The following is a 23,588-nucleotide window of genomic DNA, read 5'->3' as shown; positions in this document are numbered from 1 at the left end:
CAGGTCTCCTCGTGGCTGAGCGGGGGCCGTTCGCGAAGTGCTCAGGCTACACCGGGGGCGTGGCGCGATCAGGGCTGGGCGCCGGCGCCCACGAAGGGATCGCGGTCGCCACGCCCTGGTCCGCGACGGCGGCCTCCGTCAGCGCGCGATCGCCGATCGGATTGACGCCGCGTCCGGAGGCGAGGGCGTGCGCGGCGAGCGCGTGCAGGCACTTGACCCGGCCGGGCATCCCGCCTGCGCTCGTCCCGGCCAGTTGCGGAACCACGGCGACCGCGTCGCGATCGGCGAGGTAGGCGCGGTGCGCTGCGAGGTACTGCGCCGCCAGCGCGTCGTCGGCGGCGACCTGCGCGGTGTAGTCGTGCATCCGCCCGGCCGCCTCCAACTGCGACATCGCCCGAACGAGCAGCGGATGCGTCAGGTAGTAGAAGGTGGGGAAGGGCGTGCCGTCCGCCAGTCGCGGTGCGGTGGCGACCACCGCGGGCTGGCCGTCCGCGGTCCGGGCCGCGATGGCGAGCACATCGCGTGCCGTGCGCCCGAGCTGCGCGGCGACCGTGGCCAGGTCAGCGGCGCTCGGCGGGCTCACTTCTGCGGGCTCACTTCTGCGGCAGCGCGGATCGGAGGCGGCTCGTCGTCGCGTCCGTCGTTCCCGCCGTCACGAGTGAACCGTAGAGCGTGGCCGCCCAATCGGTCGTCGTCTGCTGGGCCGTCGCGGACGGTGGTCTCGCCCCGGTCGTCGGCCTCGCCGGCAGTCCCGCGACGCGGTACACGGTCTGTCCGGGCAGAACATAGAACAGTCGCGAGCCGGCCTGCGCACGGATGTAGGCGGGGTCGCTCCAGCGGGCGCGCTGCGCACGGAGGGTGTTCAGATCGTGCTGCTGCTGCGCGACCGTGGCACGCAGGTCGGCGGTCTGCTGCCGCTGGTTCAGGTACTGACTGACCCCGGGGGCGAGCACCAGCACGCCGAAGACGAGCAGCAGCAGCGTGACGACGGCCGCCCCGGGCACCCGTGCGCCGCGGACCAGTGCGGCATCCGGACGCTCGGGCGGCAGCGAGACGCGGAGGCGCCGCACCGGCTTGGCAGAGGACCGCGTCACCGTCGCCCCTTCTGCGCATCCCGGTCGAGCGCTGCGCGCCAGACAGCTGGCCTCGGGTCCCGCCCGTCAGCAGATCCCGTCAGGCGCTGCGCGGGAACGCGCCGGCGCCCGCATACACGGCGGCGTCGCCCAGCTCCTCCTCGATCCGGAGCAGTTGATTGTATTTGGCGACCCGCTCGCTGCGGGCAGGCGCACCGGTCTTGATCTGGCCGGCGTCGGTGGCGACCGCGAGGTCGGCGATGGTCGTGTCCTCGGTCTCGCCCGAGCGGTGGGAGAGGATCGCGGTGTAGCCGCTGCGCTGGGCGAGCGCCACCGCGTCGAGGGTTTCGGTCAGCGTGCCGATCTGGTTCACCTTGACCAGGATCGAGTTGGCCGCCCCGGCGGCGATGCCCTTGGCCAGGCGCTCTGGGTTGGTGACGAACAGGTCGTCTCCGACGATCTGCAGCCGGCCGCCGAGCTCGCCGGTCAGGTGCGCCCAGCCCTCCCAGTCGTCCTCGGCCAGCGGGTCCTCGATGGAGATGAGCGGGTAGGAGGAGACGAGGTCGGCGTAGTAGGCGCTGAGGTCCGCGGCGCTCTTGGACTGCCCCTCAAACGTGTAGACGCCGTCGTGGAAGAACTCGGTGCTCGCCACGTCGAGCGCGAGCGCGATGTCGGTGCCGGGCGTGAAGCCGGCCGATCCGATCGCCTCGACGAGCAGGTCGAGCGCGGCACGGTTGCTCGGCAGGTCGGGGGCGAAGCCGCCCTCGTCGCCGAGTCCGGTGGACAGGCCCTTGGACTTCAACAGGCTCTTCAGCACCTGGTAGGTCTCCGCCCCCCAGCGCAGCGCATCGCGGAACGAGCCGGCACCGATCGGCAGGATCATGAACTCCTGGATGTCGACGTTGGAGTCGGCGTGCGAGCCGCCGTTGATGACGTTCATCAGCGGCACCGGCAGGACGTGCGCATTCGGGCCGCCGACATAGCGGAACAGGGGCAGCTCGGCCGACATCGCCGCCGCCTTGGCGACGGCAAGGCTGACGCCGAGCACCGCGTTGGCGCCGAGGTTCGACTTGTTCTCGCTGCCGTCGGCCGCGATCAGGGCGGCGTCGATGAGGCGCTGGTCGCTGGCGTCGATACCCTCCACTGCCGGGCCGAGCTCGTCGATCACCGCGGCGACCGCCTGCTCGACGCCCTTGCCGCCGTACCGCTTGGGGTCGCCATCACGCAACTCGTACGCCTCGAACGCGCCGGTGGACGCGCCCGACGGCACGGCGGCGCGGGCGACCACGCCGTCCTCCAGCAGCACCTCCACCTCGACGGTCGGGTTGCCCCTGGAATCCAGGATCTCGCGGGCTTCGACGACGTCGACGGCGGCCATGTGGTGCTCCTCTGCGGTCTCGCGATCTGCTGTCCGCCCGGAGTCTAGTGACGCCGATCGACGGCTTTTCGGGGCGGCTCCCCTCTGCCGAGTCGGCCGGAACCTTCACGAGCAGACCCCGGGCGACGCTGCCGCAGCGGCTGCGGCACCAGGCGTCCCTGGGTGAAGGCGTCACGCCGCTGCTCCCGGTGCGCGTGGACGGTGCGCTGCTGAGGATGAAGGCGGAGTGGCTCACTCCGAGCGGCAGCTTCGAGGACCGTGGCCACCGTGGTGGTCCTCACCGGGTCGGGACTGAAGGCCACCCAGAGCAGTCGGCACTGGTCGGCCGGGCAGACCCCGCGAGCGCCCGCCCCAGGGAGACGTGAAGCATGGCGGACATCCGGATCCCGACGACGGGCGGCTCCACGACACGGTGCACTCGCCGGAAGGCCGGCGCGAAGGACAGCCTGGACCTCGACGACGACGATCGTGCCGCCATCCGGTCGGCGGTCGAGGGTGAGGCGGAGGCGCGGACCCTCATCACGCACGGCACCGACACGATGGTGACGACCGCCGAGGCGCTTCGCGGCATCGGCGGCAAGGTCGTGGTGCTCACCGGAGCGATGCAACCCGCGTCGATACGCGACAGCGACGCCGCCTTCAATCTCGGCCTCGCAGTCGGCGCTGCACGGCTCGCAGCACCGGGCGTCTACCTCGCCATGAGCGGCCGGCTCTTCCCCGCCGAGACGGTGCAGAAGGACCGTGACGCCGGAGTATTCCGGGAGGTCGACGCCGAGCCTCCGGCGGCCGACCGGCCTTGATGTTGATCTCGCACGCCGTGCCGCGCGTGCATGGCTGCGCCGTCGTACCTGTGTGCGCAGCCGAGAGGGCATGAGCAGTACGGTGCCCGGCATGGATCATCCGCTGCAGTTCGACGCGGACGATCCGGTGCTGCACCGACTGCGCTCCATCGCGCTGGCGCTGCCCGAGGCGGTCGAGACGGTCACCTTCGGGCGGCCGTGGTTCCGGGCCGGACGCGTGTTCGCCGTCTACGGCTCCGCCACGAAGGGTCCGGAGAAGACGCAGCACCCGCGCGCGGTGATCGTGCACGTCGACGACGACGAGCGGCCGGCCCGCCTGCAGGATCCGCGGTTCTTCGTGCCGGGCTACTTCGGTCCGAAGGGCTGGCTGGGCATCGACCTCGACCCGCCCGACACGGACTGGGCGGAGGTGGCCGAACTGCTGGACGCCGGCCACCGGTTCGCCGCCCCACCACGGCTGCGCCGCACCGTGGAACGCGACGGCCGCTGACCCGAGCCGCCGCTTGACGCGTGTTCACCTCGCACGACAGCAGGACCAGGTCTCGACAGCAGGCTGCCGGTCGACCTACGACCTGCTGACGGGACCCTGTCCTGCTGAAGTGCTCACGCGTCGAGGGGGCGGAGATCGCCCGCGCCGTCGGCAGTGACGACCTCGAACCGGGTGAAGCCGTCCGCCGTGAGCGCCTCCAGCTGCGCACGCCGGTTCTTGCGCGTGCGCTCCAATCGCACCCGGGTGCCCGCCGCGACCAGCGCCCGCTTCTCGGCCAGGAGCACCGCGTCCGGGACGTCCGCGTCGTACAGGAGCGCGACCGCCGACGACTCGTCCGGCTCGTCCGGCAGCAGGTCGATGATGCGCTCGAAGCCGATCGAGAATCCGACGGCCGGCACCTGCTGATCCTGGAACCGGCCGATCATCCCGTCGTACCGCCCGCCGCCGGCGACCGAGCTGCCGGAACCCGGATGGGCCAGCTCGAAGATCGTGCCTGTGTAGTAGCCCATCCCGCGTACCAGGGTGGGATCGAAGACGACCTCGGACTGCGGCAGGGCGTCGCGCAGCGCGAGCAGGTGTGCGTAGGCGTCGGTGTCGAGCCAGAGCGGCGGTTGCTGCAGCAGCGACCAGTCGGCGGTGGCGAGCTGCTCGAACTGCTCGGCCAGTCCCGCCGTTGCGACGCCGGCATCGGCGAGCTCCGCCACCACCCCGGCGACCCCGATCTTGTCCAGCTTGTCGATGATGATCAGCGCCGAGCCGGCCTGGTCCGCACCGATGCCCCAGGTGCTGAGCAGCCGCGTCAGGATGCGCCGGTCGTTCAGGCGCACGGTGATCTCGCGCAGCCCGAGGGCGGCGAGCGCGTCCGCGGTCGCCGCGAGCAGTTCCAGCTCGGCGAGCGGCCCCGCCTCCCCCAACACGTCGATGTCGCACTGCACGAACTGGCGGTAGCGGCCCTTCTGCGGACGCTCCGCCCGCCAGACCGGTCCGATCTGCAGCGCCCTGAACACCGGCGGCAGCGCCCCGCGATTGCTCGCGGCGAACCGGGCGAGCGGCACCGTCAGGTCGTAGCGCAGGCCCAGGTCGGCGAGCGCGAGCACGTCGCCGGCGTCGGCGGCGGCACGCAGGTCGTCGGCGGCCAGGCCGCGCTGCAGCACGCTGTAGGCCAGCTTCTCGTTGTCACCGCCGATGCCGCTGTGCAGTCGGGCCACGTCCTCGAGCGCAGGCGTCTCGATCTCGTCGAACCCGTGGGTGCGGTACACCCGCCGGATGACGGCGAGCGCCCGCTCCCGCTTGACCTTCTCCGCGGGCAGGATGTCGCGCATTCCGCGGGGCGGATTCACGGGTGCGGCCACCCCGCCATCCTGGCGCACACGCGCACCTGGCTCCGGTGCCGCCCTCCGGGGCTCGTGCGCAGCCCCAGAACACCGAGCAGTCCCGGACCGCCGAGGCGGGTGATCGGATCCACGACTCCGGGCTGGTTCGTGGGGCTGCTCATCCACCCGGCGCTCGCCGTCGGCGCGCTGCTGCTGGGACTGCGCGCGCTGATCACGCCCGCGCGACGACCGGCACACGGCAGCCGAATCGCCTGAGTCGCCCGGCGCTCCGGGGTCAGGCGGCGGGCGGAGCGCTCTCAGCGGTGCGGATGCGGTCGGTCAGCCGGCGGAGCGAGCCGCGCAGCGCCCGCTCGGCGTCGAGTCCCTGGGCGGAGGCGGCGATCACCAGGTCGAGCAGCTGGTCGCCGAGTACGTCCTCGCTCGCGGGCGGAGTCATCAGCGCCTGCTCCGCGTCGCCGCCCGACACCTCCGCCGGCCGCACCTGCAGTCCGACCCGCTCCGCCCGGCCGAGCAGCTTCTCGGCCAGCAGCAGCGACGGCATCGTCATCGGCACGCCGTCCAGCACGCTGGTGCGCTCGGGCTTCTCCGTGCGCTTCTGCTCCTCCCACAGCACCACCACCGCGTCGGCGTCGGCGGCCTGCTGCGGCCCGAACACGTGCGGATGGCGGCCGATCATCTTGGCGCTCGTGACACGCGCCACATCGTCGATGTCGAACGCCTCCCCCGGCGTCGCGGCGGCGAGATCAGCGTGGAAGAGCACCTGGTACAGCACGTCGCCCAGCTCCTCGAGCATCCCGGCGCGGTCGCCGGACTCGATCGCCTCGGTCAGCTCGGCGGCCTCCTCCAGCAGATACCGCACCAGGGAGGCGTGGGTCTGCTCGGCGTCCCACGGGCAGCCGCCCGGACCGCGCAGCCGGGCGGTGACGGCGGCCAGCCGCTCCAACTCGTGCCCCGGGGCCTCGGTCAGCAGCAGCCCGTCGTCCGGCATCCCCTCATCCTTTCGGATCAACGAGCTCGGTCGACGGTCGAGCGAAGCGGCAGATCAACCCGCAGAAGCGGTGGCTGCATCGTTCGCCGAGCGAACGTCCGCGGGAAGGCGATCCCGGCCGGCCTTCCCGGTCGCGCTCTCCGGCTGCTCGTCGTCGGCAGCTGCCGGAGCGATGTCCGCGCGCACCTTGGGCATCACGATCGCAGCGACGATCGTCAGCAGGGCGGCGAGCGCGACGGCACCGAAGACGGCGAACGAAGCAGCGGCCGTCGCGGTTCCGATCGAATCCCGCGACTGGGCGAGCACGCCGTTCGCGACGGCGCCGAAGACCGCGACACCCACCGCGGATCCGACGGAGCGGGAGAACAGGTTGGCGCCCGTCACGACGCCGCGCTCCTCCCGCCCGACCGAGGACTGGGCGGCGATCAGGGTGGGTGTGGCGACGAGCCCCAGACCCAACCCGACGAGGAAGCACGCTGCGGCAACGAGCCAGAGCGAGGCGGCGGCGACGGTCGCGGCCAGCGCCACGGCGCCGAGGATCGCCAAAGTGCAGCCGATCAACGCGGTGGGGCGGAAGCCGAAGCGCAGGTAGAGCCGACCGGCGTTGGAGGCAGCCAGCGGCCAGCCGATGGTGAGCGCGGCCACAGCGAGGCCGGCCACGATCGGCTGCTGCCCCGCGGTGCGCTGCAAGAAGTTGGGCACGTACGAGGTCAAGCCGATCAGCACGACTCCGACTCCGACGCTGAGCAGAGCCGTGGTCAGCAGCAGCCGCCGGGAGAGCACCCACAGCGGCAGCACCGGCTCGGCCGCGCGGCGCTCGATGAAGACGAACGCGACGATCAGGGCCGCAGCGACCACGAAGGCGGCGAGCGACTGCCACGACACCCAGGGCCAGGCGTGTCCGCCCTCGAGCAGCCCCAGCAGCAGGGAGGTGAGCCCCACCGTCAGGGTGCCGGCTCCAGCGTAATCGATGCGGTGGCGGATGCGCGGCATCGCCTTCTCGCGGTAGTTGCGCGCGACGAGCAGCGCCGCCAGCAGGCAGAGCGGCACGTTCACGAAGAAGATCCACCGCCACGAGACGAATTGCGAGAACACGCCGCCGAGCGTCGGCCCGACGACGGAGGCGATCGCCCACACGCTGGCCAGGTAGCCCTGCGCCTTGGCGCGCTCGGCGACCGTGTAGATGTCACCGGCGATGGTGACCGAGATCGGCAGCAGCGCCCCGGCGCCGAGCCCCTGCACCGCGCGGAAGACGATCAGCCACGTCATCGTGGGAGCGAATCCGCATAGCACGGAGCCGACGAAGAACAGCCCGATCCCGAACAGCAGCAGCGGCTTGCGGCCGACCGTGTCGGCGAGCTTGCTGTAGATGGGCACGGAGACAGCCTGCGCGAGCAGATACACGGAGAACAGCCACGGGAAACTGGCGAAGTCGCCCAGGTCGTCGGTGACGGACTTGACTGCGGTCGCGAGGATCGTGGAGTCGATCGCGATCAGCCCGGTCGAGAGCATGAGCGCGATCAGGATCGGCCCGCGCTCGGACCGGAACCCCACATCGCGGCGGCTGACGGTCGGGGCTGAAGTGGTCACCTTGAATCGAAGCCCGCGGGGCACCCTGACATTCCTCATTCGTCGGGTTCGATCCTGCGAGCGCGGCCGCTCGAGCCGCTACCGTGCACGGGATGACGGCGGAGGGGCTCGATGCCCGAGTCGGTCTGGTGGCGCGGCTGACGGCGGCCTTCGGCGACGAGATCGATCGTCGATCACGGCCACGGCGGCGGTGCTGGTCGTCGGCGGCGGCGTGCAGCCGGGTGTGCACGGCGTCTGGAAGGGCCTCGGCCACCGCTCGACCGAAGGGGACATCCCCGGCTGGAACGACTACCGCGACGTGCTGACCGAGGTCGTGACGAAGCGCGTCCCCCTGCACAGCGGCACCATGAACGACGTCTTTCCGGGCTGGAAGGCGGCACCCGTGGGAGTGATGGCCTGAGGCGCCCGGGCGCTGCCCGAACGGACGGAAATCTCCGCTGTCTCTAAGTTGAAGAGGTGGACTTTCTCGCGATCCCCCGCCTGGTCGGTCAGCAGGTGATTCTGGAGCCGCTGGCGCCAGAACATGCGGAGCAGCTCGCCGCCGCAATCGCCGAGAACGATCTGCACACGGTCTGGTACACCCGCTTGCCGGCACCGGCGGACATGCCGGCCGAGATCGATCGGCGACTGGGGGGAAACGCTGCCGGGACGGTCGTCCCCTGGACCATTCGCCGCGTCGCCGACGGTCGCGCGATCGGTATGACCACCTTCCTCAACATCCGGCCCGACCACCGACGCCTCGAGATCGGTTCGACCTGGATCAGCGCCGGCGCACAGGGCACCGGCGTCAATGCGGAAGCGAAGCTGCTCCAGCTCACCTACGCCTTCGAGCAGCTGCACTGCATCGCGGTCGAATTCCGCGCACACTGGCACAACCGACGCTCGCGGGCCGCGATCGCCGCCCTGGGTGCGAAGCAGGACGGAATCCTGCGGAACCACGACCTCTGGCGCGACGGCACCATGCGCGACGTCGTCGTCTTCTCCATCATCGAGAGCGAGTGGCCGACGGTGCGGCTGTCGCTCTCGGAGCGGGTGAGAACGTCCACGGAGGCCGGTCCCCTTCGTCTGAAATAAGCGTTTTTCGGGTAGCGCCTTTCCATTCTTTTCGATAGTATGTTCGAGTGATGCGGGGTGTGGGCGAGCGGGTGGCGCGGCGTCTTGTGGTGGATCCGGAGGTGGATGAGTGGAAGCTGCTCGAGCTCTCGGTCCGGCGGCGGGTGGAGGTGGGCGATGTGCCGCGGTATCCGACTGCGGGTGAGTATGCGTCGTGGGGTGATGAGCAGTTGGCTGCCCTGCGGTTGGATCCGGAGGACTGGCTGGCGACGGTCACGGAGTTGGACCCGTTCGATGTCGGCCTGATCGACCCGGATGAGCTCGCCGCCCTGCCGGGTGCGGATGAGCCGTTGCCGGAGGTGCATCCGATCAATGTCGCGATGGAGCGGGTCGAGCTGCGGCAGCGGGCACTGCGTGAGGCGGAGGCGGAGCGGGTCCTGGCAGCGCTTGGCACGTGGCGGGTCGCGGTGGCGTCGGTGACGGGGACGCCGGATGCGATGGTGAACGGGATGGTCCAGAAGGCGGTGATGCTGCAGTTGGCGTCCTCGCTGCAGGTCGCGGAGCAGACCGCGTCCGAGTTGGTGCACACCGCGGAGGATTTGGAGACCAACCTGCCATTGACGTGGGCCCGGTTCGTGGCCGGTGGGGTGCCGTGGCGGGGCATGCAGATGGTGCACGCCGCCATCGACGGCCTTGACCCGAAGTTCCTGCCCGCGTTCGACGCGAAGGCCGCCGATGCGGTGACCCGGGTGGCGGTCCCGAAGCTGCGTGACCGGTTGCATGTCATCCGGGAGCGTCTGCAAGCCACTACCGCCATCGACCGGCATGTGAGGGCGTTGCGGGGGCGGCAGGTGACGTTGGAGCCGGCGGCGGATGGGATGGCGTGGCTGTCGAACCTGATGCCCGCCCCCGAAGCCATCGCCATCGACCACGCCCTCTCCACAGCAGCCATCGCCGCCCATGGGACCGAGGGCGAGACACGGAGCGTTCAGCAGTTGCGGTCCGACATCCTCACCGACCTGTGGGTCGAAGGCGCCCGCCACGACGCCACCGAGAAGAACGGCGTCACCGTCCCGGCCCGTCGTGGGGTGCAGGCGAAGATCGCCGTCCTCATCCCCGCGATGACCGCCCTCGGTGTCTCGGAGTGCCCAGCGACGCTGCAGGGCTACGGACCCATCGACATGGACACCGCAAAACGGCTGGCGGGCAACGCGAAGTCCTGGATCCGGGTCCTCACCGACCCCGTCACCGGGGCGGTGATGACCATCGGGCGGAAGAAGTACAAACCGACCGCCGACATGCGCACCCTGCTCGGCCTGCTCGACGGCGGCGGACGCGGACCGAACTGTCGACGCCCACCCGGACAGACCGACGCCGACCACGTCACCCCCTTCCATCAAGGCTTCGCCCGCGGACAGACCGCGCTCGACAATCTTGTGCTGTTGTCCCGCCGCGATCACATGATCAAGACGTCGGGCTTGTGGGACATCGAGTTACGCGACGGCCGCGACCTGGCCTGGACCAGCTTCCACGGCACCCGCATCATCACCACCGTCCAACCCCCCGAACCCACACCCGTGCCCGACGAGTACCTCACTCCACCCTCGACGGATGCAGACCCGCCGCCCGACGAGGCCCGCTGGACCGACGACGACGAACTCGACTGCCCCTTCTGAGGCGGTGATCCGGCGCGCCTTCACGCCGTTCAGTCGGGTCGGGTCGGGTCGGGTCGGTCGGGTCGGTTCAGTCGGGGTCGCCGGCGGGCGCGGCCAGCAGGGCGACTCGCACCTTGCCGCCCTTCGTCTCCTGCTCCCCCACCCGTGAGAAGCCCAGTACTTCGTGGAAGCCCAGGGAGCGGGGGTTCGGCGGGCGCAGGTTCACCTCGCAGGTCACCTCCGAGCGGCCGTCGGTGCGGGCCCGGTCGAACGCGGCGCCGTACAGCAGGCGGCCGATGCCCGCGCCGCGCCGCTCGCCGCCGATCACGATGCGGTCGACGTAGAGGAAGTCGCTGCTGCGGCGCTGGAAGAAGCGGAAGTTCTCGCTGGCGTACTCGGTCTCCGGGTCCATCGCGATCAGAAACCCGAGGGGCTCGGTCGGGTCGTCCTCGTCGACCGCGACCACCGCGAGCGACGCGATCGCCGTCAGCAGCGCCATCTCGTCCTCGTCGGTCATCGGGACCGCCGGGACGGCGTCGTCGTTCAGGGCCACCACCGCAGGCAGGTCGGCGGGCTCGAGTTCGCGCAACAGGACCGACACGTCGACCGAGCGTAGCGAGCAGGGCAGGCAGGCGGGCCGCCGGATCGAGGCCGGTGGGCGGGATGGAAGGCTGGTCCTTCGTCCCGTGTCAGGAGCCCACCGCATGAGGAGGCCCGCCGTGCCCTACGACTCCAGTGCCGTCCCCCTGCTGGCGCCGGCGCTCGACGAGATCGTCGGCCGGCGCGTGCGCGACGGGCACGCCCCCTCCTCCGCCTACGCGCTCGTCGCCGACGGAGCCGTGGTCGCGACGGGCGGCGCGGGCGGCGAGGCATCGCCGGTACCCGACGGCGGCACCGCGTTCCGCATCGCCTCCTGCACCAAGAGCTTCACCGCCACCGCGATGCTGCAACTGCGCGATTCGGGCCTGCTCGACCTCGACGAACCCGTCGATACGTTCCTGCCGATCGCCGTCACCGGAGGCAGCGCGCCGACGGTCGCGCAGCTGGCGGGCATGGTCGGTGGCATCCCCTTCGACGACCCGTGGGCGGACCGCCAGGAGTCCATGACCACCGCCGACTTCGATGCCATGACCGCACGCGGCATCCGGCTGGTGAGCGAGCCGGGCACCCGATACGAGTACTCCAGCCTGGGCTACGCCCTGCTCGGCCGGGTGCTGGAGCGGGTGTCGGGCCGGCGGTACATCGACCTGGTGCGAGAGGACGTGCTGCATCCGCTCGGCCTCACCGGCATCGCGTTCGACCGGTCCGTGGAGGCGCCGGGGGGCATCGCGGCCGGGTTCGCCCGCGTCGGCGACCAGTGGGTGGAGCAGCCGTGGGCGGAGCCCGGCGCGTTCTCACCGCTCGGCGGCCTGCTGGCGACGCCCGCCGCGCTGGGCGCGTGGGTCGCCTGGCTGGCCGCGGCGTGGAGGCCGGAGGGAACCCCGGACGGCACAGCCGGCGCGGGAGCAGTGGGCACAGCGGCGGACAGCGTGCTCGCCGCGGCCTCGCGCCGCGAGTTGCAGACCGGCCGCATGCCCACCGGCACCGCACCGGGCACCCGCTATGGCTGGGGCCTGGTGGCGGAGGAGGATCCGCGGCACGGCGCGATCGTGTCGCACTCGGGCGGGTACCCGGGCTTCGGCGCCCACATGCGGTGGCACGCCGGCAGCGGGATCGGCGTCGTCGTGCTGGAGAACGCCCGCTACAGCGGCGCGATCCGGGCGGCGACGGCCGGCCTGACGGCGGTGCTCGATTCGACCCGCGCCACCGGGTCGGCGCCGGTGCTCTGGCCGGAGACACTGGCGGCGCGCGCTGCGGTGGAGGAGCTGCTGCGCGGTCGTCCGGACTCCGTGACGCGCATCGCATCCGACAACCTGGAGCTCGACGAGCCGCTCGCCCGCCGCGCCGCGCACGCGGCGACGATCGCGACCCGCATCGAGTTGGCGCCGGATGCACCCGTATCAGCGCCCGATGCGGCCGACAGCGAGTCGGCCGCCCACCTGGTCTGGCGCGTGCGCGGCACCCGCGGCTCAGCCCGCTGCGAGGTGCGCCTGACGCCCGAGGCGTCGCCTCGGCTGCAGACGCTGGTGATCCAACTGGGCTGAGCCTGCTGCGGCTCAGGATCACGGAACGCCGACAGCGCAGCTCACTCGGTCTGCGCTCAGTTGGTCAGCTCGGGTACTCGGCCGATCCGCAGCACCGTGGGTACCAGGGCGCCCTGCACCACCACCGAGACGAGCACCGCCAGCATCACGACGGCGAAGACCAGTCCTGCGTCCGGTCCGTGCGCGGCCAGCACCGTCAGCGCGAGCAGCAGCGGCACGGCGCCCTTCAGCCCCGCGGCGACGACGAAACCCTTCTCTCCCCGCGTCAGCCGCACCGGCAGCAGCAGGCCGCCGACCACCACGGGTCGGATGACGAGCACCAGCAGCGCGGTCAGCGCCAGCGCCGCGACGACGACCGTCGGCTGCAGCAACTGGGGCCATGTCGCGCCAAGCCCCAACACCACGAACGCGACGATCTCCGAGAGCCCCGCGGCGCCGGCGAGCAGCCGACGGTCGTCGGCCCTGGCCGGTACCCGGTCGCCGACCACGATGCCGGCGACCAGCACCGACAGAAAGCCGGAACCGCTGAGCACCGTCGCCAGGCCGAAGAGCAGCGCCGCGGCGGCGAGCAGGCCGACCGGACGCAGCGCCTCGTTCGGCAGCGGGATGCGGTCGGCCAATCGACCGAGCAGCAAGCCGCCGAGTACCCCGACCAGTAAGCCGACGCCCAGCTGCAGGACGAACTGCAGAGCGACGACTCCGACGGCGCCCGCGCCCGCGCTCACATCGCCCGTGCGACCCGCGCCGAACGCCACGAGCAGGCCAGCCAGCAGGGCGATGCCGACGGGATCGTTGAACCCCGACTCGCCCGCGAGGATCGTGCCCGAGCGGCCGCCGATGGAGCGATCGCCCAGCACCGAGAAGACGACCGCCGGGTCGGTGGGCGAGAGGGCGGCACCCAGCAGCAGCGACGCGGGCAGGGGCAGTCCGAGCAGCAGGTGGGCCGCCGCCGCCACTGCGGCCGCCGTCGCGAGCGTGCCGACGATGGCCAGCACGAGCACGGGCGCCGCGGCGGCGCGGAACCGTCGGCGGCCGATCTGCGTGCCGCCGTCGAACAGGATCACCACCACGCACACCGTGACGATGCGACTGTCGGTCTCGGGCGCGAGGCGGCCGAGATCCGGGACGACGCTCGCGGCACTGATCGCGGCCACCAGGAACAGCACGGGGGCAGGTACCCGGATGCGCGAACTCAGCCTGGTCGCAGTCACCGCCAGCAGCAGCGCCGCGCCCGACACCAGCAGCGCCGCCCCGAACGGTACGGCGTCGGTCACCGGCCCACCCTACGAGCCGGGGTGCTTCGGTAGTCTCGGGTTCTGACTCCGATCGGGCGACCGGTGCCGATCACGCGAAGAGGGATGGGCAGCACATGGGCAACGCGGTGGCAGGGATCGTCGCGATCGTCGGCTTCGTCATCGGCATCCTGGTGGTCGGCAACTCGTTCGACGTGCCGACCAGCGTGGGCGGCTACGTCTTCTTCGGCGGCATCATGCTGATCACCCTGTCGATCGGCGGCCCGATCTTCGTGCTCGACAAGCTCGACTGACGGGCTCGAGCTTCAGGCGGCGGCTTGCGGGGTGCGCGCGAAGATCGAGGTCAGCAGCTGGCCCAGCCAGTCGATCAGGGCGGCGTCGGGCAGCGGATCGCCGTTGACCGCGGGCAGCGGCACGGTGATCGCGTTCGCGCCGGCCAGGATCTTCGCCCCCGGATACAGCCGCTGCAGGCGCACCTGCATGGAGTCCGGCAGGTCCGCCGGAGCGATGCGCATCATCCGCGGCAGCGCCACGACGTCCGAGAGCCCCGCCTGCTGCGCCAGCCGGCGCAGCTTGGAGACCGCGATCAGGGCCTGCACGTCGTCGGGCGCGGGCCCGTAGCGGTCGACCAACTCCTCCAGCACCCGCTCGATCTGCCCGTCGGTCGCGGTCGGCGCGCTGGCCGCGGACAGCTTCTGGTACGCCTCCAGCCGTAGCCGGTCGCTCTCGATGTAGGTCTCGGGGATGCGGGCGTCGACCGGCAGCTCGAGCCGCAGCTCGGTCTGCCCCTCCTGCGTCTCGCCGCGGAAGTCGCTGACGGCCTCGCCGATCATGCGCAGGTACAGGTCGAAGCCGACGCCCGCGATGTGCCCGGACTGCTCGCCGCCCAGCAGGTTGCCGGCGCCGCGGATCTCCAGGTCCTTCAGCGCGATCTGCATGCCGGAGCCCAGGTCGTTGTTCGCCGCGATGGTCTCCAACCGGTCCACGGCCGTCTCGGACAGCGGCCGCTCCGCCTCGTAGAGGAAGTAGGCGTAGGCGCGCTCCCGGCCGCGACCCACCCGGCCGCGCAGCTGATGCAGCTGGCTGAGCCCGTACTTGTCGGCCCGGTCGATGATCAGCGTGTTCGCGTTCGCGATGTCCAGGCCGGTCTCGATGATCGTGGTGGAGACCAGCACGTCGAAGCGGCGCTCCCAGAAGTCGACCATCACCTGCTCCAACTGGTGCTCGCCCATCTGCCCGTGCGCGACCGCCACCCGCGCCTCCGGCACCAGCTCGGCGATCTCCGCCGCCACCCGGTTGATGGACGACACCCGGTTGTGCACGTAGAACACCCGGCCCTCGCGCAGCAGCTCGCGCCGGATCGCGGCGGTGATCTGCCCCTGCGAGCGCGGTCCGACGAAGGTGAGGATCGGATGGCGATCCTCGGGCGGCGTCGCGAGCGTGGACATCTCGCGGATGCCGGTGACCGCCATCTCGAGGGTGCGCGGGATGGGGGTGGCGCTCATCGCCAGGATGTCGACGTTGGTCTTCAGCTTCTTCAACTGATCCTTGTGCTCGACGCCGAAGCGCTGCTCCTCGTCGATGATGACCAGGCCCACATCCTTGAACTGCACGCCCTCGGACAGGATGCGGTGGGTGCCGATGACCATGTCGACCGTGCCGTCCTCCAGCCCCCGCTTGGTGTCGCGCACCTCCTTGTCGGACTGGAACCGCGACAGTGGCCGCACCTGCACCGGGAAGCCGGCGAACCGCTCCTGGAAGGTCTCCAGATGCTGGCGCACCAGCAGCGTGGTGGGCACCAGCATCGCCACCTGCTTGCCGTCCTGGATCGCCTTGAACGCGGCCCGCACGGCGACCTCGGTCTTGCCGAAGCCCACGTCGCCGCTGATCAGGCGGTCCATCGGGATCGCCTTCTCCATGTCGGCCTTCACCTGATCGATGGTCTCCAACTGGTCGGGGGTCTCCATGAACGGGAACGCCTCCTCCAGCTCGCGCTGCCAGGGGGTGTCGGGGCCGAAGGCGTGGCCGCGGGAGGCCATGCGCGCGGAGTAGAGCTTGACCAGCTCGACGGCAATGTCGCGCACCGCCTTGCGCGCGCGCCCCTTGGCCGCCGCCCAGTCGCTGCCGCCCATCTTGGAGAGCGGAGGCGCCTCGCCGCCCACGTACTTGGTCAGCAGGTCCAGCTGGTCGGTGGGCACGTACAGCTTGTCGCCGGGGTAGCCGCGCTTGCTGGGGGCGTACTCCAGCAGCAGGAACTCCCGGAGCGTCTTCTCGGGCTGCGTGTCGCCGACGCGACGCGGGCCGCGCTTCGCGGGTCCGGCGACCTCGCGCTGCACGAGTTCGACGAACCGGCCGATGCCGTGGGTCTGGTGCACGACGAAGTCGCCGGCCTTCAGCTGCAGCGGGTCGACCACGTTCTTGCGGCGGCTGGCGAGCTTCTTGGTGGCGCGGCCGTCGACGGAGGCGGATCGGCCGTAGAACTCGCGCTCGGAGACCACCGCCAGGTGGGTCTCAGGCTGCTCGAACCCGATCTCCAGGTCGCCGACCAGAAAGTAGGCGACGCCCGACTCCAGCTCGCCGGGCAGCTGCTCCACGATGCGGGCGGCGAGCTCGCGCTCGGCCAGCACGTCGCGGCCGCGTTCGACCAGGCCCTTGCCCGCGGCGGTCACGACCACGCTCCAGCCGTGCCGCAGGCGCCCGCCCAGGTGATCGAGCAGTGCGGAGGGGCGGCCCGCCGTGACCGGCACGGCGGTGCCGTCGACGCGCAGGTATTCGGCGGAGTCGGCCAGCAACGCCGCCATCGACGCCGCGTCCACCTGGTCGTGGTCGATGTCGTGCGCGTCGGGCTGCGACTCGAACGACGTGAAGGTCCACCAGGACCGATCGCCGGCACGCTCGCGCAGCTGGTTCACGGTCAGGAAGTCGCCGGACTCCAGATCGATCGGCGCCTGGGCGCCGGCGGTCGCCGCGTGCCAGGCCGCGTGCAGGAACTCGCGGTTCGTGTCCGCCAGGCTGATCGCACGGGAGGCGACCCGCTCGGGCGAGAGCACGGCGATCGCCGCATCCGCCGGCAGGTACTCCGCGACCGACACCATGCGGTCCGCGAGCGCCGGCGCCAGCGACTCCATCCCCTCCACCGGGATGCCCTCGGCGACCTTGGCCAGCATCGTGGACAGGTTCGGGAACTCGTGGCGCAGCTCGCGGGCCCGCTGCTGCACAGACGGGGTGAGCAGCAGCTCGCGGGCGGGCACGAGTTCGACGTGCTCGACCGTCGTCTCCAGCGATCGCTGGTCGGCCACCGCGAAGGCGCGGATCTGCTCCACCTCGTCGCCGAAGAAATCGACGCGCACCGGGTGCTCACCGATGGGCGAGAACACGTCCAGGATGCCGCCGCGCACGGCGAACTCGCCGCGGCGGGTGACCAGGTCGACCCGCGAGTAGGCCAGGTCGACGAGCGATGCGGTGACGCCGCTCAGGTCGACGCCCCGCTGACCGAGGGCCAGGGTGACGGGCTCGACGTCGGTCAGGCCGGCGACGAGCGGTTGCAGGGCGGCCCGCACGGAGGCGACGACGATGATCGGCGGATCGCCCGGCTTCCAGGCGCCCAGGCGGCGCAGGGCGTGGATACGGCGGCCGACGGTCTCGACGCCGGGGCTGAGCCGCTCGTGGGGCAGCGTCTCCCAGGCGGGCAGGTCGAGCAGCTCCGCGTCGGGAACCAGGCAGTCGAGGGCGGCGCGCAGCGCCTCGGCCTCTCGGTCGGTGGCGGTGACGGCGAACAGGGCGTCGGCATCGCCACGGTCGCGTCGGCGTTGCAGCAGGCTCGCAAGCAAGGGCGCGTGCAGCCCGGCGGTGGCCGAGAAGTCCGCGGACCGTCCGGCCGCACCCAGGGCCCGATCCACGGAGTCCGCGGATCGCAGCAACCCCGTCAACCCGGCCAGACCCACTCGTTGCAGCTTACCGGCCGGCCCCGGTCCCACCTGCAAGCCCGGTGGACCGGGCCTCTGCCAGGTGGCTCCGGCTCATCCCGGATGTGGAGATGCTGGAATGCACAATTGACCCTCCGATTCGCCACCCAGTCACCTGCACTGCACCGGGAACCCCTTGTCCCTCACCCCTGGTCTGCTCCGGCCCGAGCATCCGACCCCGCGGTCCCTGGCCGCCCTTCGCCGTGCCTTCGGCTTCACCGGCGATCGGAGCGACGCGCAGGTCACCGGCCTGGCGCTGCGCACCCAGGACCTGCGGCCCGGCGACCTGTTCGTGGCCGCGCCCGGTGCCACGACGCACGGTGCCGCCCACGCCGGAGCGGCGCAGCAGGCTGGAGCCGTCGCAGTACTCACCGACGCCGAGGGCGAATCGATCGCGCGCACTGCCGGTATCCCGGTCCTGATCGCGGCGGACCCGCGGGCCGTGCTGGGCGACGTGGCCGCGTGGGTGCACGGCACCGCCGATCGACCGCCGCTGCTGCTGCTCGGCGTGACAGGGACGAACGGCAAGACGACCACCGTGATGCTGCTCGACCACCTGCTGCGAGCGCTCGGGATCACCGCCGGCTACAGCACCACCGCGGCGCGAGGAGTGGCGGGCGAGCGGGTGCCCAGCCGCCTGACCACGCCGGAGGCCGACGAACTGCACGCGCTCATCGCCCGGATGCGCGAGCGCGGAGCGAGCGCCGCCGCGGTCGAGGTGAGCGCGCAGTCACTGTCGCGCAACCGGATCGGCGGGGTCGTGTTCGACGTCGTCGGCTTCACGAATCTGACGCACGACCACCTCGACGAGTACGGCGACATGCAGACGTACTTCGCCGCGAAGGCGGCGCTCTTCGATCCGCGGCACGCTCGGCGCGGAGTCGTGAGCCTGGACTCGCCCTATGGCGACCGCCTGGTCGCCGCGGCCGGGATCCCGATCGTCACGATCGGTATGGACGGCGGCACAGGCGGACGGACGGGTGCCGCTCCCGCTCGCTCCGCCGACTGGACGGTGTCCGAGATCCAGGTCGGACCGGACGGCACGGGCTTCCGGCTGACCGGACCCGCGGGCGAGCGGCTGCAGACGCGCGTGTCGCTGCTCGGCGAGCACGCCGCCGCCGACGCGGCGATGGCAGTCGTGATGCTGGTCGAGTCGGGGTTCGCGTTCGACCGGCTCGCCGAGGCGGTCGCGGCCGGCATCGACATCCGGGTGCCGGGCCGCCTCGAGCGAATTCCATCGCAGCGCGGTCCCGCCGTCTATGTGGACATCTCGCACACGCCCGATGCGTTCCTCAAATCGCTGACGGCCCTGCGACCGCTGACCCGCGGCCGACTGATGATCCTGTTCGGTGCCGACGGCGATCGGGACGCCGGCAAGCGGCCCGAGATGGGTCGGATCGCCTCCGAGCTCGCCGACGTGGTGCTCGTCACCGACCACCACTCGCGGTACGAGGACCCCGCCGCGATCCGCGCGGGCATCGTCGCGGGTGTCCGCAGCGCCTCGAACCCGGCCGAGTTGCACGAGGTGCTGGCGCCGCAGCAGGCCATCCGACGGGCCCTGGCGATGGCGTCCGACGGCGACACCGTGCTCTGGGCCGGTACGGGCCGCACCGAGTACCGGGACGTGCGCGGCGTGCGCATCCCCTACTCCTTCCACGACGACGCGGTCGCCGCGATGCGGGAGGCCGGGCTCGTCTAAGGCAGAGCCCGTCTGCTCAGTCGGTGACGGCGACCTCGAGCACGGCGTGGGTGCCGCGCGGCAGCGTCAGGGTCAGCGTGGTGAGCAGCGTGCCGCCGGGCACGTCGAAGGTGGCGGCGATCAGGTCACCACCGCACCGGCCGCTGCTGCGGATCACCGGGCTGGCGGCGGGACCCTTGGTGGGCACGGCCGACGAGGTGGCTCCGGTGTCGATCCGCCACGAGAACGTGGCCGGCCGGTCGCAGAGCACCAGCACGCTGCCGTGGGAGGTCGTCACCGGTGCGAGCAGGCCCAGGCCGACGCGGCCGGAGGCGGACAGGTGCCGCTCGGTCGCCGCGATCTGCAGCACCTGCTGCCCGGTACCCGGCCGGGGCAGTCCGCGCTGGGCGAAGAAGTCGACCGGCTCGCTGCCGACGGGTGCGCGCACGCTGTTGCGCACGAACTGGTGCGCGGCGGCGACATCCTCGGCCCGGTCGCTGAGGACGAAGTCGTTCGGCACGAGCGTGGGACGCGCCGCCGGGTCGGCGGGGGTGTGCGCGAGCATGGCGGCGATCCCGGTCGCGACGACGACGAGGACGAGGACACCGAGCGCGATCACTGCGACGCGGCGGCGCGAGGCCGGCTGTGCGGATGCGGGCTGGTCCGAGACCGAGACCGAGACCGAAACCGAAACCGGGGCCGGGGCCGGAGTGGGAACAGCGAACGGCGTCTCCGGCTCGGCGGTCACCGGAGGCGTCAGGTCGTCCGACGGTGGCAGCGACGGCTGCTCGAAGTGTCGGGCCGCCGACCGCACCGCGAGTGCGCGGCGGTAGGCGGCCAGCGACGCAGCCCCTCCGGTCGGCGCGTAGACGGCGCGGCGCAGCCGTTCGAGCGCGACGTCGTCGTCGGTTCGCCCCTCCGTCGGCAGCATCCGTCCATGATCACGCGCCCGGCGCGCGCCGTCACGCCGCGGGCTGCGTGAGGAGGGTCAGCGCTCCAGGGAGTTGAAGGTCTGCTGGGCGGCGGCGAGGCCGTCGGTCGCCAGCGCGGTCACCGCATCCGCCGCGTCCTGCAGCAGCACCCGGAGTGTGGATCGCTCCGTCGAGGCGAAGTCGCGCAGCACGTAGTCGGCCGCGTCCTGCCTGCCCGGCGGGCGGCCGATGCCCACCCGCACCCGCATGAACTCGGGCGATCCGAGCGCCGACGCGATGTCGCGCACGCCGTTGTGCCCGCCGTGGCCGCCGCCGGTCTTCAGGCGCAGGGCGCCGAACGGGATGTCCAACTCGTCGTGCACCACGATCAGGCGGTCGACGCCGACCGTGTAGAAGCGGGTCAGGCGCGCGGCCGAGCGGCCGGACTCGTTCATGAACGTCTCCGGCTTGGCCAGCACCGCACGCGGGCCTCCGGGACTCAGCCTGCCCTCGGCGACCGCCGCTCCGGTCTTGTGCCGCTTGAAGGAGGCGCGCATGCGCGCAGCGAGCACGTCGAGCACCATCTGGCCCACGTTGTGCCGGTTGCGGGCGTATCCCGGTCCGGGGTTGCCCAGGCCGACGACCAACCAGGCGCCGCCGTCCACGTGCGTGCCGTCCGGTGTGCGCTAGGCCCCGACGGACTCCGCCGTCGCACTCGACGCCTCGTCCGACTCCTCCGTGGCGGACAGTGAGATGCCGACGACCAGCAGCTCGGGGTCGGAGGCGAGCGTGGCGCCCTCGGGCAGCTGGATGTCGGCCGCGGTGATCTGCGTACCGTCGCCCAGGCCGTCGATGGTGACGACGACGCGCTGCGGGATGTTGGTGGCGAGTACCTCGAGCAATAGCGTCTGCGCATCGAGCGTCGCGACGGTGCCGGGCTCCTGCTCGCCCTCCACGTGCACGGGCACCTCGACCTCGACGCGCTCGCCCTGGCGGATGACGAGCAGGTCGACGTGCTCGATGACCTGCCGCACCGGGTCGCGCTGCACATCCTTGATCAGCGCGAGGGCGGCGGTGCCGGCGATGTCGATGTCGAGCACCTGGTTGGCCCGGCGGACGATCAGCAGCGTCTCGTGACCCGGCAGCGAGATGTGCACCGGATCGGTGCCGTGGCCGTAGACGACGGCGGGGATGCGGCCGGCCGCCCGCAGCTTGCGCGCGGCGCCCTTCCCGAACTGCTCGCGCCGCTCGGCGCTGATCTTCTCGGCCATGACAGTCCTTACGCTGGTGGCCGGACGAAGGGCCACTGCTGATTTGGGCCGGCGAAGGGCCGGCGCTCGGTTCGACGCGCATCCGGTTCGATGCGTACTCGGGCGACGGCGGCGCGAAGGCGCCCGAAGCCGCCCGCGTCGATCACGGACGCGCCTGCCGCGCATCCCTCGCCGAAGTCCAGCCCCAGAGCCTACCGGACCCGCCCGATGGCAGCGCGACAGCAGGGGTCGGGAGAGGGTCAGACGTGCTCGAGGGCTGCGATTGAGCGGTCGAGCACCACGTCCTCGGCGCCGGAGACGTCGATCGTGACGCCTCGCTCGCCGCTGCTCAGAGGCTGCAGGGTCTGCAATTGCGAGTCGAGCAGGCTCGGCGGCATGAAGTGGCCGTGCCGCTGGTGCAGTCGGCGCTCCAACTCTGCCCTCGGCGCCGTCAGGAGCAGAAAGGCCACGTCCGGCACGGCCACGCGGATGCGGTCTCGGTACACGCGCTTCAGCGCCGAGCAGGCCATGAACACCTGCTCTCCCGCCTCCGCACGCTGGTGCACCGCTAACGCGACGTTGTCGAGCCACGGCCCGCGGTCCTCGTCCGTCAGCGGCACGCCGGTCTGCATCTTGTGCACGTTGGAGGGGGGATGGAAGTCGTCGGCGTCCAGATACACGCCACCCTGCCGGTCGGCGAGCGCGGCGGCGACCGTCGATTTGCCGCAGCCGGAGACGCCCATGACCACGACCGGCGGCATCCCCATGCGGTCACGGTAGCCAGGTCAGAAGGTCTGAGACCGAATGACCGTGGCCGAACTCAGTAGAACTCGACCGTATTCACCCGGTTCAGCAGCTCCCGACCGTCCAGGAACCGGGTGGCGTTCTCGGCGAACAGGTCGGCGATGCGACGGTCCTCTTGAAAGTTGAGGGCCGCCGTGTGCGGGGTGAGCAGCACGTTCGGCAGCGTCCACAGCGGGCTGTCGGACGCCAGCGGCTCGTGCGCCACTACATCGAGCGCGGCGAAGCCGATCCGACCGTCACGCAGGCCCTCGATCAGCGCCTCCTCATCGATCACGGTGCCGCGCCCGACACTGACGATCACCGCGCCGGGCTTGACTGCGGCCAGCACCTCCGCGCTGACGAGCCCCTCCGTCTGCGCCGTCCCGGGCAGGGTCACCACGATCCCGTCGAACTCGCCGACGCGCGCCGCCAGATCGTCCGGATGGATGACCTCCCCCACGCCGGGTTCGGTCACGTCGCGCCGAGACGTGCCGGCGACGTGCACGCCCAGGGCGTCGAGCCGCACCGCGGTCGCCCGCCCGATGTGGCCGAGCCCGACGATCAGCACCTTCGACCCGCTGAGCAGCCCCATCTCCCACCGCGGCACGGCGCCGACCCGGCGAGCGCGGTACGCCTCCAGCTTCGGCAGCGTCTTGAAGCCCGCCAGCAGGCCGAAGATCGAGAACTCCGAAAGCGGCACCTCGTGCGCCCCCGCGGAGGTGGTGAACACGACCCGCTGCAGCTGCTCCTCGGTGAGCCCCGCCGCCTTCACCTGCGCCCCGCCGCCGGCCGGCATGGTCTGCACCCACCGCAATCCCGGGTTCGCCGCCACCGTGCGCTGCAGCGCCTTCGGGTCCTCCTCCGGCAGGCCGTAGAGCACCTCGGCGGAGTCGACCAGCCGCCGGAACCGCTGCTCGTCCTGCTGCGACCGGGTCCAGTCGGGATCGCCGCGGTGATCGCCGCCGTGCCGCGCCGGCGGCAGCAGATCCTGCTCCACCACGAAGTCGACCCGCGGCTCGCGCTGCACGACCCGCTGCACCAGCTCGTCGGAGATCGGCGTCGCCGCCACCACCCGGATCCGTCGCTCCGCCATCGGCCGTCCTTCCGCTTCCGGCGCCAGTCGCGCCACGTTCGAGCGCCGGATGCGCCGCCGCCGAGCGTACTGAGCGCGCACCGACCGCATCCCCAGCGCCGCGTCGGAGCGCAGCGTTATGGTCGCACCGAGCGGTCGAGCGAAGGAGCA

23 protein-coding genes are annotated in these 23,588 nt (G+C 71.8%); 9 read left to right on the top strand and 14 right to left on the bottom strand.

Annotated elements, in window-relative coordinates; all coding sequences use genetic code 11:
• Window positions 1–46: 46 nt before the first annotated feature.
• The 3 genes from ACFE7H_RS03555 to eno all read right to left on the bottom strand — a co-directional run bounded on the left by ACFE7H_RS03555 (window position 47) and on the right by eno (window position 2,451).
• Entirely contained in the window at window positions 47–583 is a 537-nt protein-coding gene (locus ACFE7H_RS03555; RefSeq protein WP_375399835.1) for a DUF501 domain-containing protein, read from the bottom strand.
• 10 nt (window positions 584–593) lie between these two features.
• Window positions 594–1,094: a septum formation initiator family protein gene (locus tag ACFE7H_RS03550; RefSeq protein WP_375399834.1), complete on the bottom strand. Its 501-nt coding sequence runs from the start codon at window positions 1,092–1,094 to the stop codon at window positions 594–596.
• A 79-nt stretch (window positions 1,095–1,173) separates the two neighbouring features.
• Window positions 1,174–2,451, bottom strand: coding sequence for a phosphopyruvate hydratase (gene eno / locus ACFE7H_RS03545; RefSeq protein WP_375399833.1), 1,278 nt, complete (start codon window positions 2,449–2,451; stop codon window positions 1,174–1,176).
• Between the two features lie 368 nt (window positions 2,452–2,819).
• Here eno and ACFE7H_RS03540 point away from each other — a divergent pair, with 368 nt between their 5' ends.
• Both ACFE7H_RS03540 and ACFE7H_RS03535 read left to right on the top strand, forming a co-directional pair.
• Window positions 2,820–3,251 carry an asparaginase domain-containing protein gene (locus tag ACFE7H_RS03540; protein WP_375399832.1) on the top strand — a complete coding sequence of 144 codons (432 nt, stop codon included), beginning with the start codon at window positions 2,820–2,822 and terminating at the stop codon, window positions 3,249–3,251.
• A 91-nt stretch (window positions 3,252–3,342) separates the two neighbouring features.
• Window positions 3,343–3,741 carry an MmcQ/YjbR family DNA-binding protein gene (locus ACFE7H_RS03535; protein ID WP_375399831.1) on the top strand — a complete coding sequence of 133 codons (399 nt, stop codon included), beginning with the start codon at window positions 3,343–3,345 and terminating at the stop codon, window positions 3,739–3,741.
• Between the two features lie 113 nt (window positions 3,742–3,854).
• On the opposite strand, the gene hisS is transcribed toward ACFE7H_RS03535, so the two are convergent.
• Window positions 3,855–5,093, bottom strand: coding sequence for a histidine--tRNA ligase (gene hisS, locus ACFE7H_RS03530; protein ID WP_375399830.1), 1,239 nt, complete (start codon window positions 5,091–5,093; stop codon window positions 3,855–3,857).
• Window positions 5,094–5,192: 99 nt separating this feature from the next.
• Here hisS and ACFE7H_RS03525 point away from each other — a divergent pair, with 99 nt between their 5' ends.
• On the top strand, window positions 5,193–5,330 hold the full coding sequence (locus ACFE7H_RS03525) for a hypothetical protein (protein ID WP_375399829.1): 138 nt from the start codon (window positions 5,193–5,195) through the stop codon (window positions 5,328–5,330).
• A gap of 19 nt (window positions 5,331–5,349) precedes the next feature.
• On the opposite strand, the gene ACFE7H_RS03520 is transcribed toward ACFE7H_RS03525, so the two are convergent.
• A complete protein-coding gene (locus ACFE7H_RS03520; RefSeq protein ID WP_375399828.1) occupies window positions 5,350–6,063 on the bottom strand; it encodes a MazG family protein in 714 nt (237 codons plus the stop codon).
• Window positions 6,064–6,117: 54 nt separating this feature from the next.
• The gene (locus tag ACFE7H_RS03515; RefSeq protein WP_375399940.1) at window positions 6,118–7,575 is read right to left on the bottom strand and encodes an MFS transporter; all 1,458 of its coding nucleotides are present in this window, start codon (window positions 7,573–7,575) and stop codon (window positions 6,118–6,120) included.
• Between the two features lie 268 nt (window positions 7,576–7,843).
• Here ACFE7H_RS03515 and ACFE7H_RS03510 point away from each other — a divergent pair, with 268 nt between their 5' ends.
• From ACFE7H_RS03510 to ACFE7H_RS03500, 3 genes are read left to right on the top strand one after another with little or no spacing between them, the layout of a single operon-like run.
• Window positions 7,844–8,053 carry a hypothetical protein gene (locus ACFE7H_RS03510; RefSeq protein ID WP_375399827.1) on the top strand — a complete coding sequence of 70 codons (210 nt, stop codon included), beginning with the start codon at window positions 7,844–7,846 and terminating at the stop codon, window positions 8,051–8,053.
• 56 nt (window positions 8,054–8,109) lie between these two features.
• The gene (locus tag ACFE7H_RS03505) at window positions 8,110–8,727 is read left to right on the top strand and encodes a GNAT family N-acetyltransferase (RefSeq protein ID WP_375399826.1); all 618 of its coding nucleotides are present in this window, start codon (window positions 8,110–8,112) and stop codon (window positions 8,725–8,727) included.
• Between the two features lie 50 nt (window positions 8,728–8,777).
• On the top strand, window positions 8,778–10,382 hold the full coding sequence (locus ACFE7H_RS03500) for a DUF222 domain-containing protein (RefSeq protein WP_375399825.1): 1,605 nt from the start codon (window positions 8,778–8,780) through the stop codon (window positions 10,380–10,382).
• A 67-nt stretch (window positions 10,383–10,449) separates the two neighbouring features.
• On the opposite strand, the gene ACFE7H_RS03495 is transcribed toward ACFE7H_RS03500, so the two are convergent.
• A complete protein-coding gene (locus tag ACFE7H_RS03495) occupies window positions 10,450–10,962 on the bottom strand; it encodes a GNAT family N-acetyltransferase (RefSeq protein WP_375399824.1) in 513 nt (170 codons plus the stop codon).
• Window positions 10,963–11,065: 103 nt separating this feature from the next.
• On the opposite strand from ACFE7H_RS03495, the gene ACFE7H_RS03490 reads away from it, so the two are divergent.
• Entirely contained in the window at window positions 11,066–12,505 is a 1,440-nt protein-coding gene (locus tag ACFE7H_RS03490) for a serine hydrolase domain-containing protein (RefSeq protein ID WP_375399823.1), read from the top strand.
• A 56-nt stretch (window positions 12,506–12,561) separates the two neighbouring features.
• Here the strand turns inward: ACFE7H_RS03490 and ACFE7H_RS03485 are convergent, their stop codons facing one another.
• Window positions 12,562–13,779 carry a cation:proton antiporter gene (locus ACFE7H_RS03485; protein ID WP_375399822.1) on the bottom strand — a complete coding sequence of 406 codons (1,218 nt, stop codon included), beginning with the start codon at window positions 13,777–13,779 and terminating at the stop codon, window positions 12,562–12,564.
• A 95-nt stretch (window positions 13,780–13,874) separates the two neighbouring features.
• On the opposite strand from ACFE7H_RS03485, the gene ACFE7H_RS03480 reads away from it, so the two are divergent.
• On the top strand, window positions 13,875–14,051 hold the full coding sequence (locus ACFE7H_RS03480; RefSeq protein ID WP_375399821.1) for a hypothetical protein: 177 nt from the start codon (window positions 13,875–13,877) through the stop codon (window positions 14,049–14,051).
• A gap of 12 nt (window positions 14,052–14,063) precedes the next feature.
• On the opposite strand, the gene mfd is transcribed toward ACFE7H_RS03480, so the two are convergent.
• Window positions 14,064–17,702, bottom strand: a complete 3,639-nt coding sequence (gene mfd, locus ACFE7H_RS03475; RefSeq protein WP_375399820.1) for a transcription-repair coupling factor — start codon at window positions 17,700–17,702, stop codon at window positions 14,064–14,066.
• 157 nt (window positions 17,703–17,859) lie between these two features.
• Here mfd and ACFE7H_RS03470 point away from each other — a divergent pair, with 157 nt between their 5' ends.
• Window positions 17,860–19,422, top strand: a complete 1,563-nt coding sequence (locus tag ACFE7H_RS03470) for a Mur ligase family protein (protein WP_375399819.1) — start codon at window positions 17,860–17,862, stop codon at window positions 19,420–19,422.
• Between the two features lie 16 nt (window positions 19,423–19,438).
• On the opposite strand, the gene ACFE7H_RS03465 is transcribed toward ACFE7H_RS03470, so the two are convergent.
• From ACFE7H_RS03465 to ACFE7H_RS03445, 5 genes are all read right to left on the bottom strand, one after another.
• Complete coding sequence (locus ACFE7H_RS03465; RefSeq protein ID WP_375399818.1) at window positions 19,439–20,332, bottom strand: hypothetical protein; 894 nt, start codon at window positions 20,330–20,332, stop codon at window positions 19,439–19,441.
• A gap of 57 nt (window positions 20,333–20,389) precedes the next feature.
• Complete coding sequence (gene pth / locus ACFE7H_RS03460; RefSeq protein WP_375399817.1) at window positions 20,390–20,977, bottom strand: aminoacyl-tRNA hydrolase; 588 nt, start codon at window positions 20,975–20,977, stop codon at window positions 20,390–20,392.
• 21 nt (window positions 20,978–20,998) lie between these two features.
• The gene (locus tag ACFE7H_RS03455; RefSeq protein ID WP_375399816.1) at window positions 20,999–21,583 is read right to left on the bottom strand and encodes a 50S ribosomal protein L25/general stress protein Ctc; all 585 of its coding nucleotides are present in this window, start codon (window positions 21,581–21,583) and stop codon (window positions 20,999–21,001) included.
• A 239-nt stretch (window positions 21,584–21,822) separates the two neighbouring features.
• The gene (locus tag ACFE7H_RS03450; RefSeq protein WP_375399815.1) at window positions 21,823–22,329 is read right to left on the bottom strand and encodes a gluconokinase; all 507 of its coding nucleotides are present in this window, start codon (window positions 22,327–22,329) and stop codon (window positions 21,823–21,825) included.
• A gap of 53 nt (window positions 22,330–22,382) precedes the next feature.
• Window positions 22,383–23,438: a D-2-hydroxyacid dehydrogenase gene (locus ACFE7H_RS03445; RefSeq protein WP_375399814.1), complete on the bottom strand. Its 1,056-nt coding sequence runs from the start codon at window positions 23,436–23,438 to the stop codon at window positions 22,383–22,385.
• Window positions 23,439–23,588: the final 150 nt, after the last annotated feature.

Source organism: uncultured Amnibacterium sp. (assembly GCF_964250715.1).
In the GTDB taxonomy this organism is placed as follows: domain Bacteria; phylum Actinomycetota; class Actinomycetes; order Actinomycetales; family Microbacteriaceae; genus Amnibacterium.
Note: the sequence above shows the minus strand (reverse complement) of the source record. Positions and strands in the feature narration are given on the sequence as shown.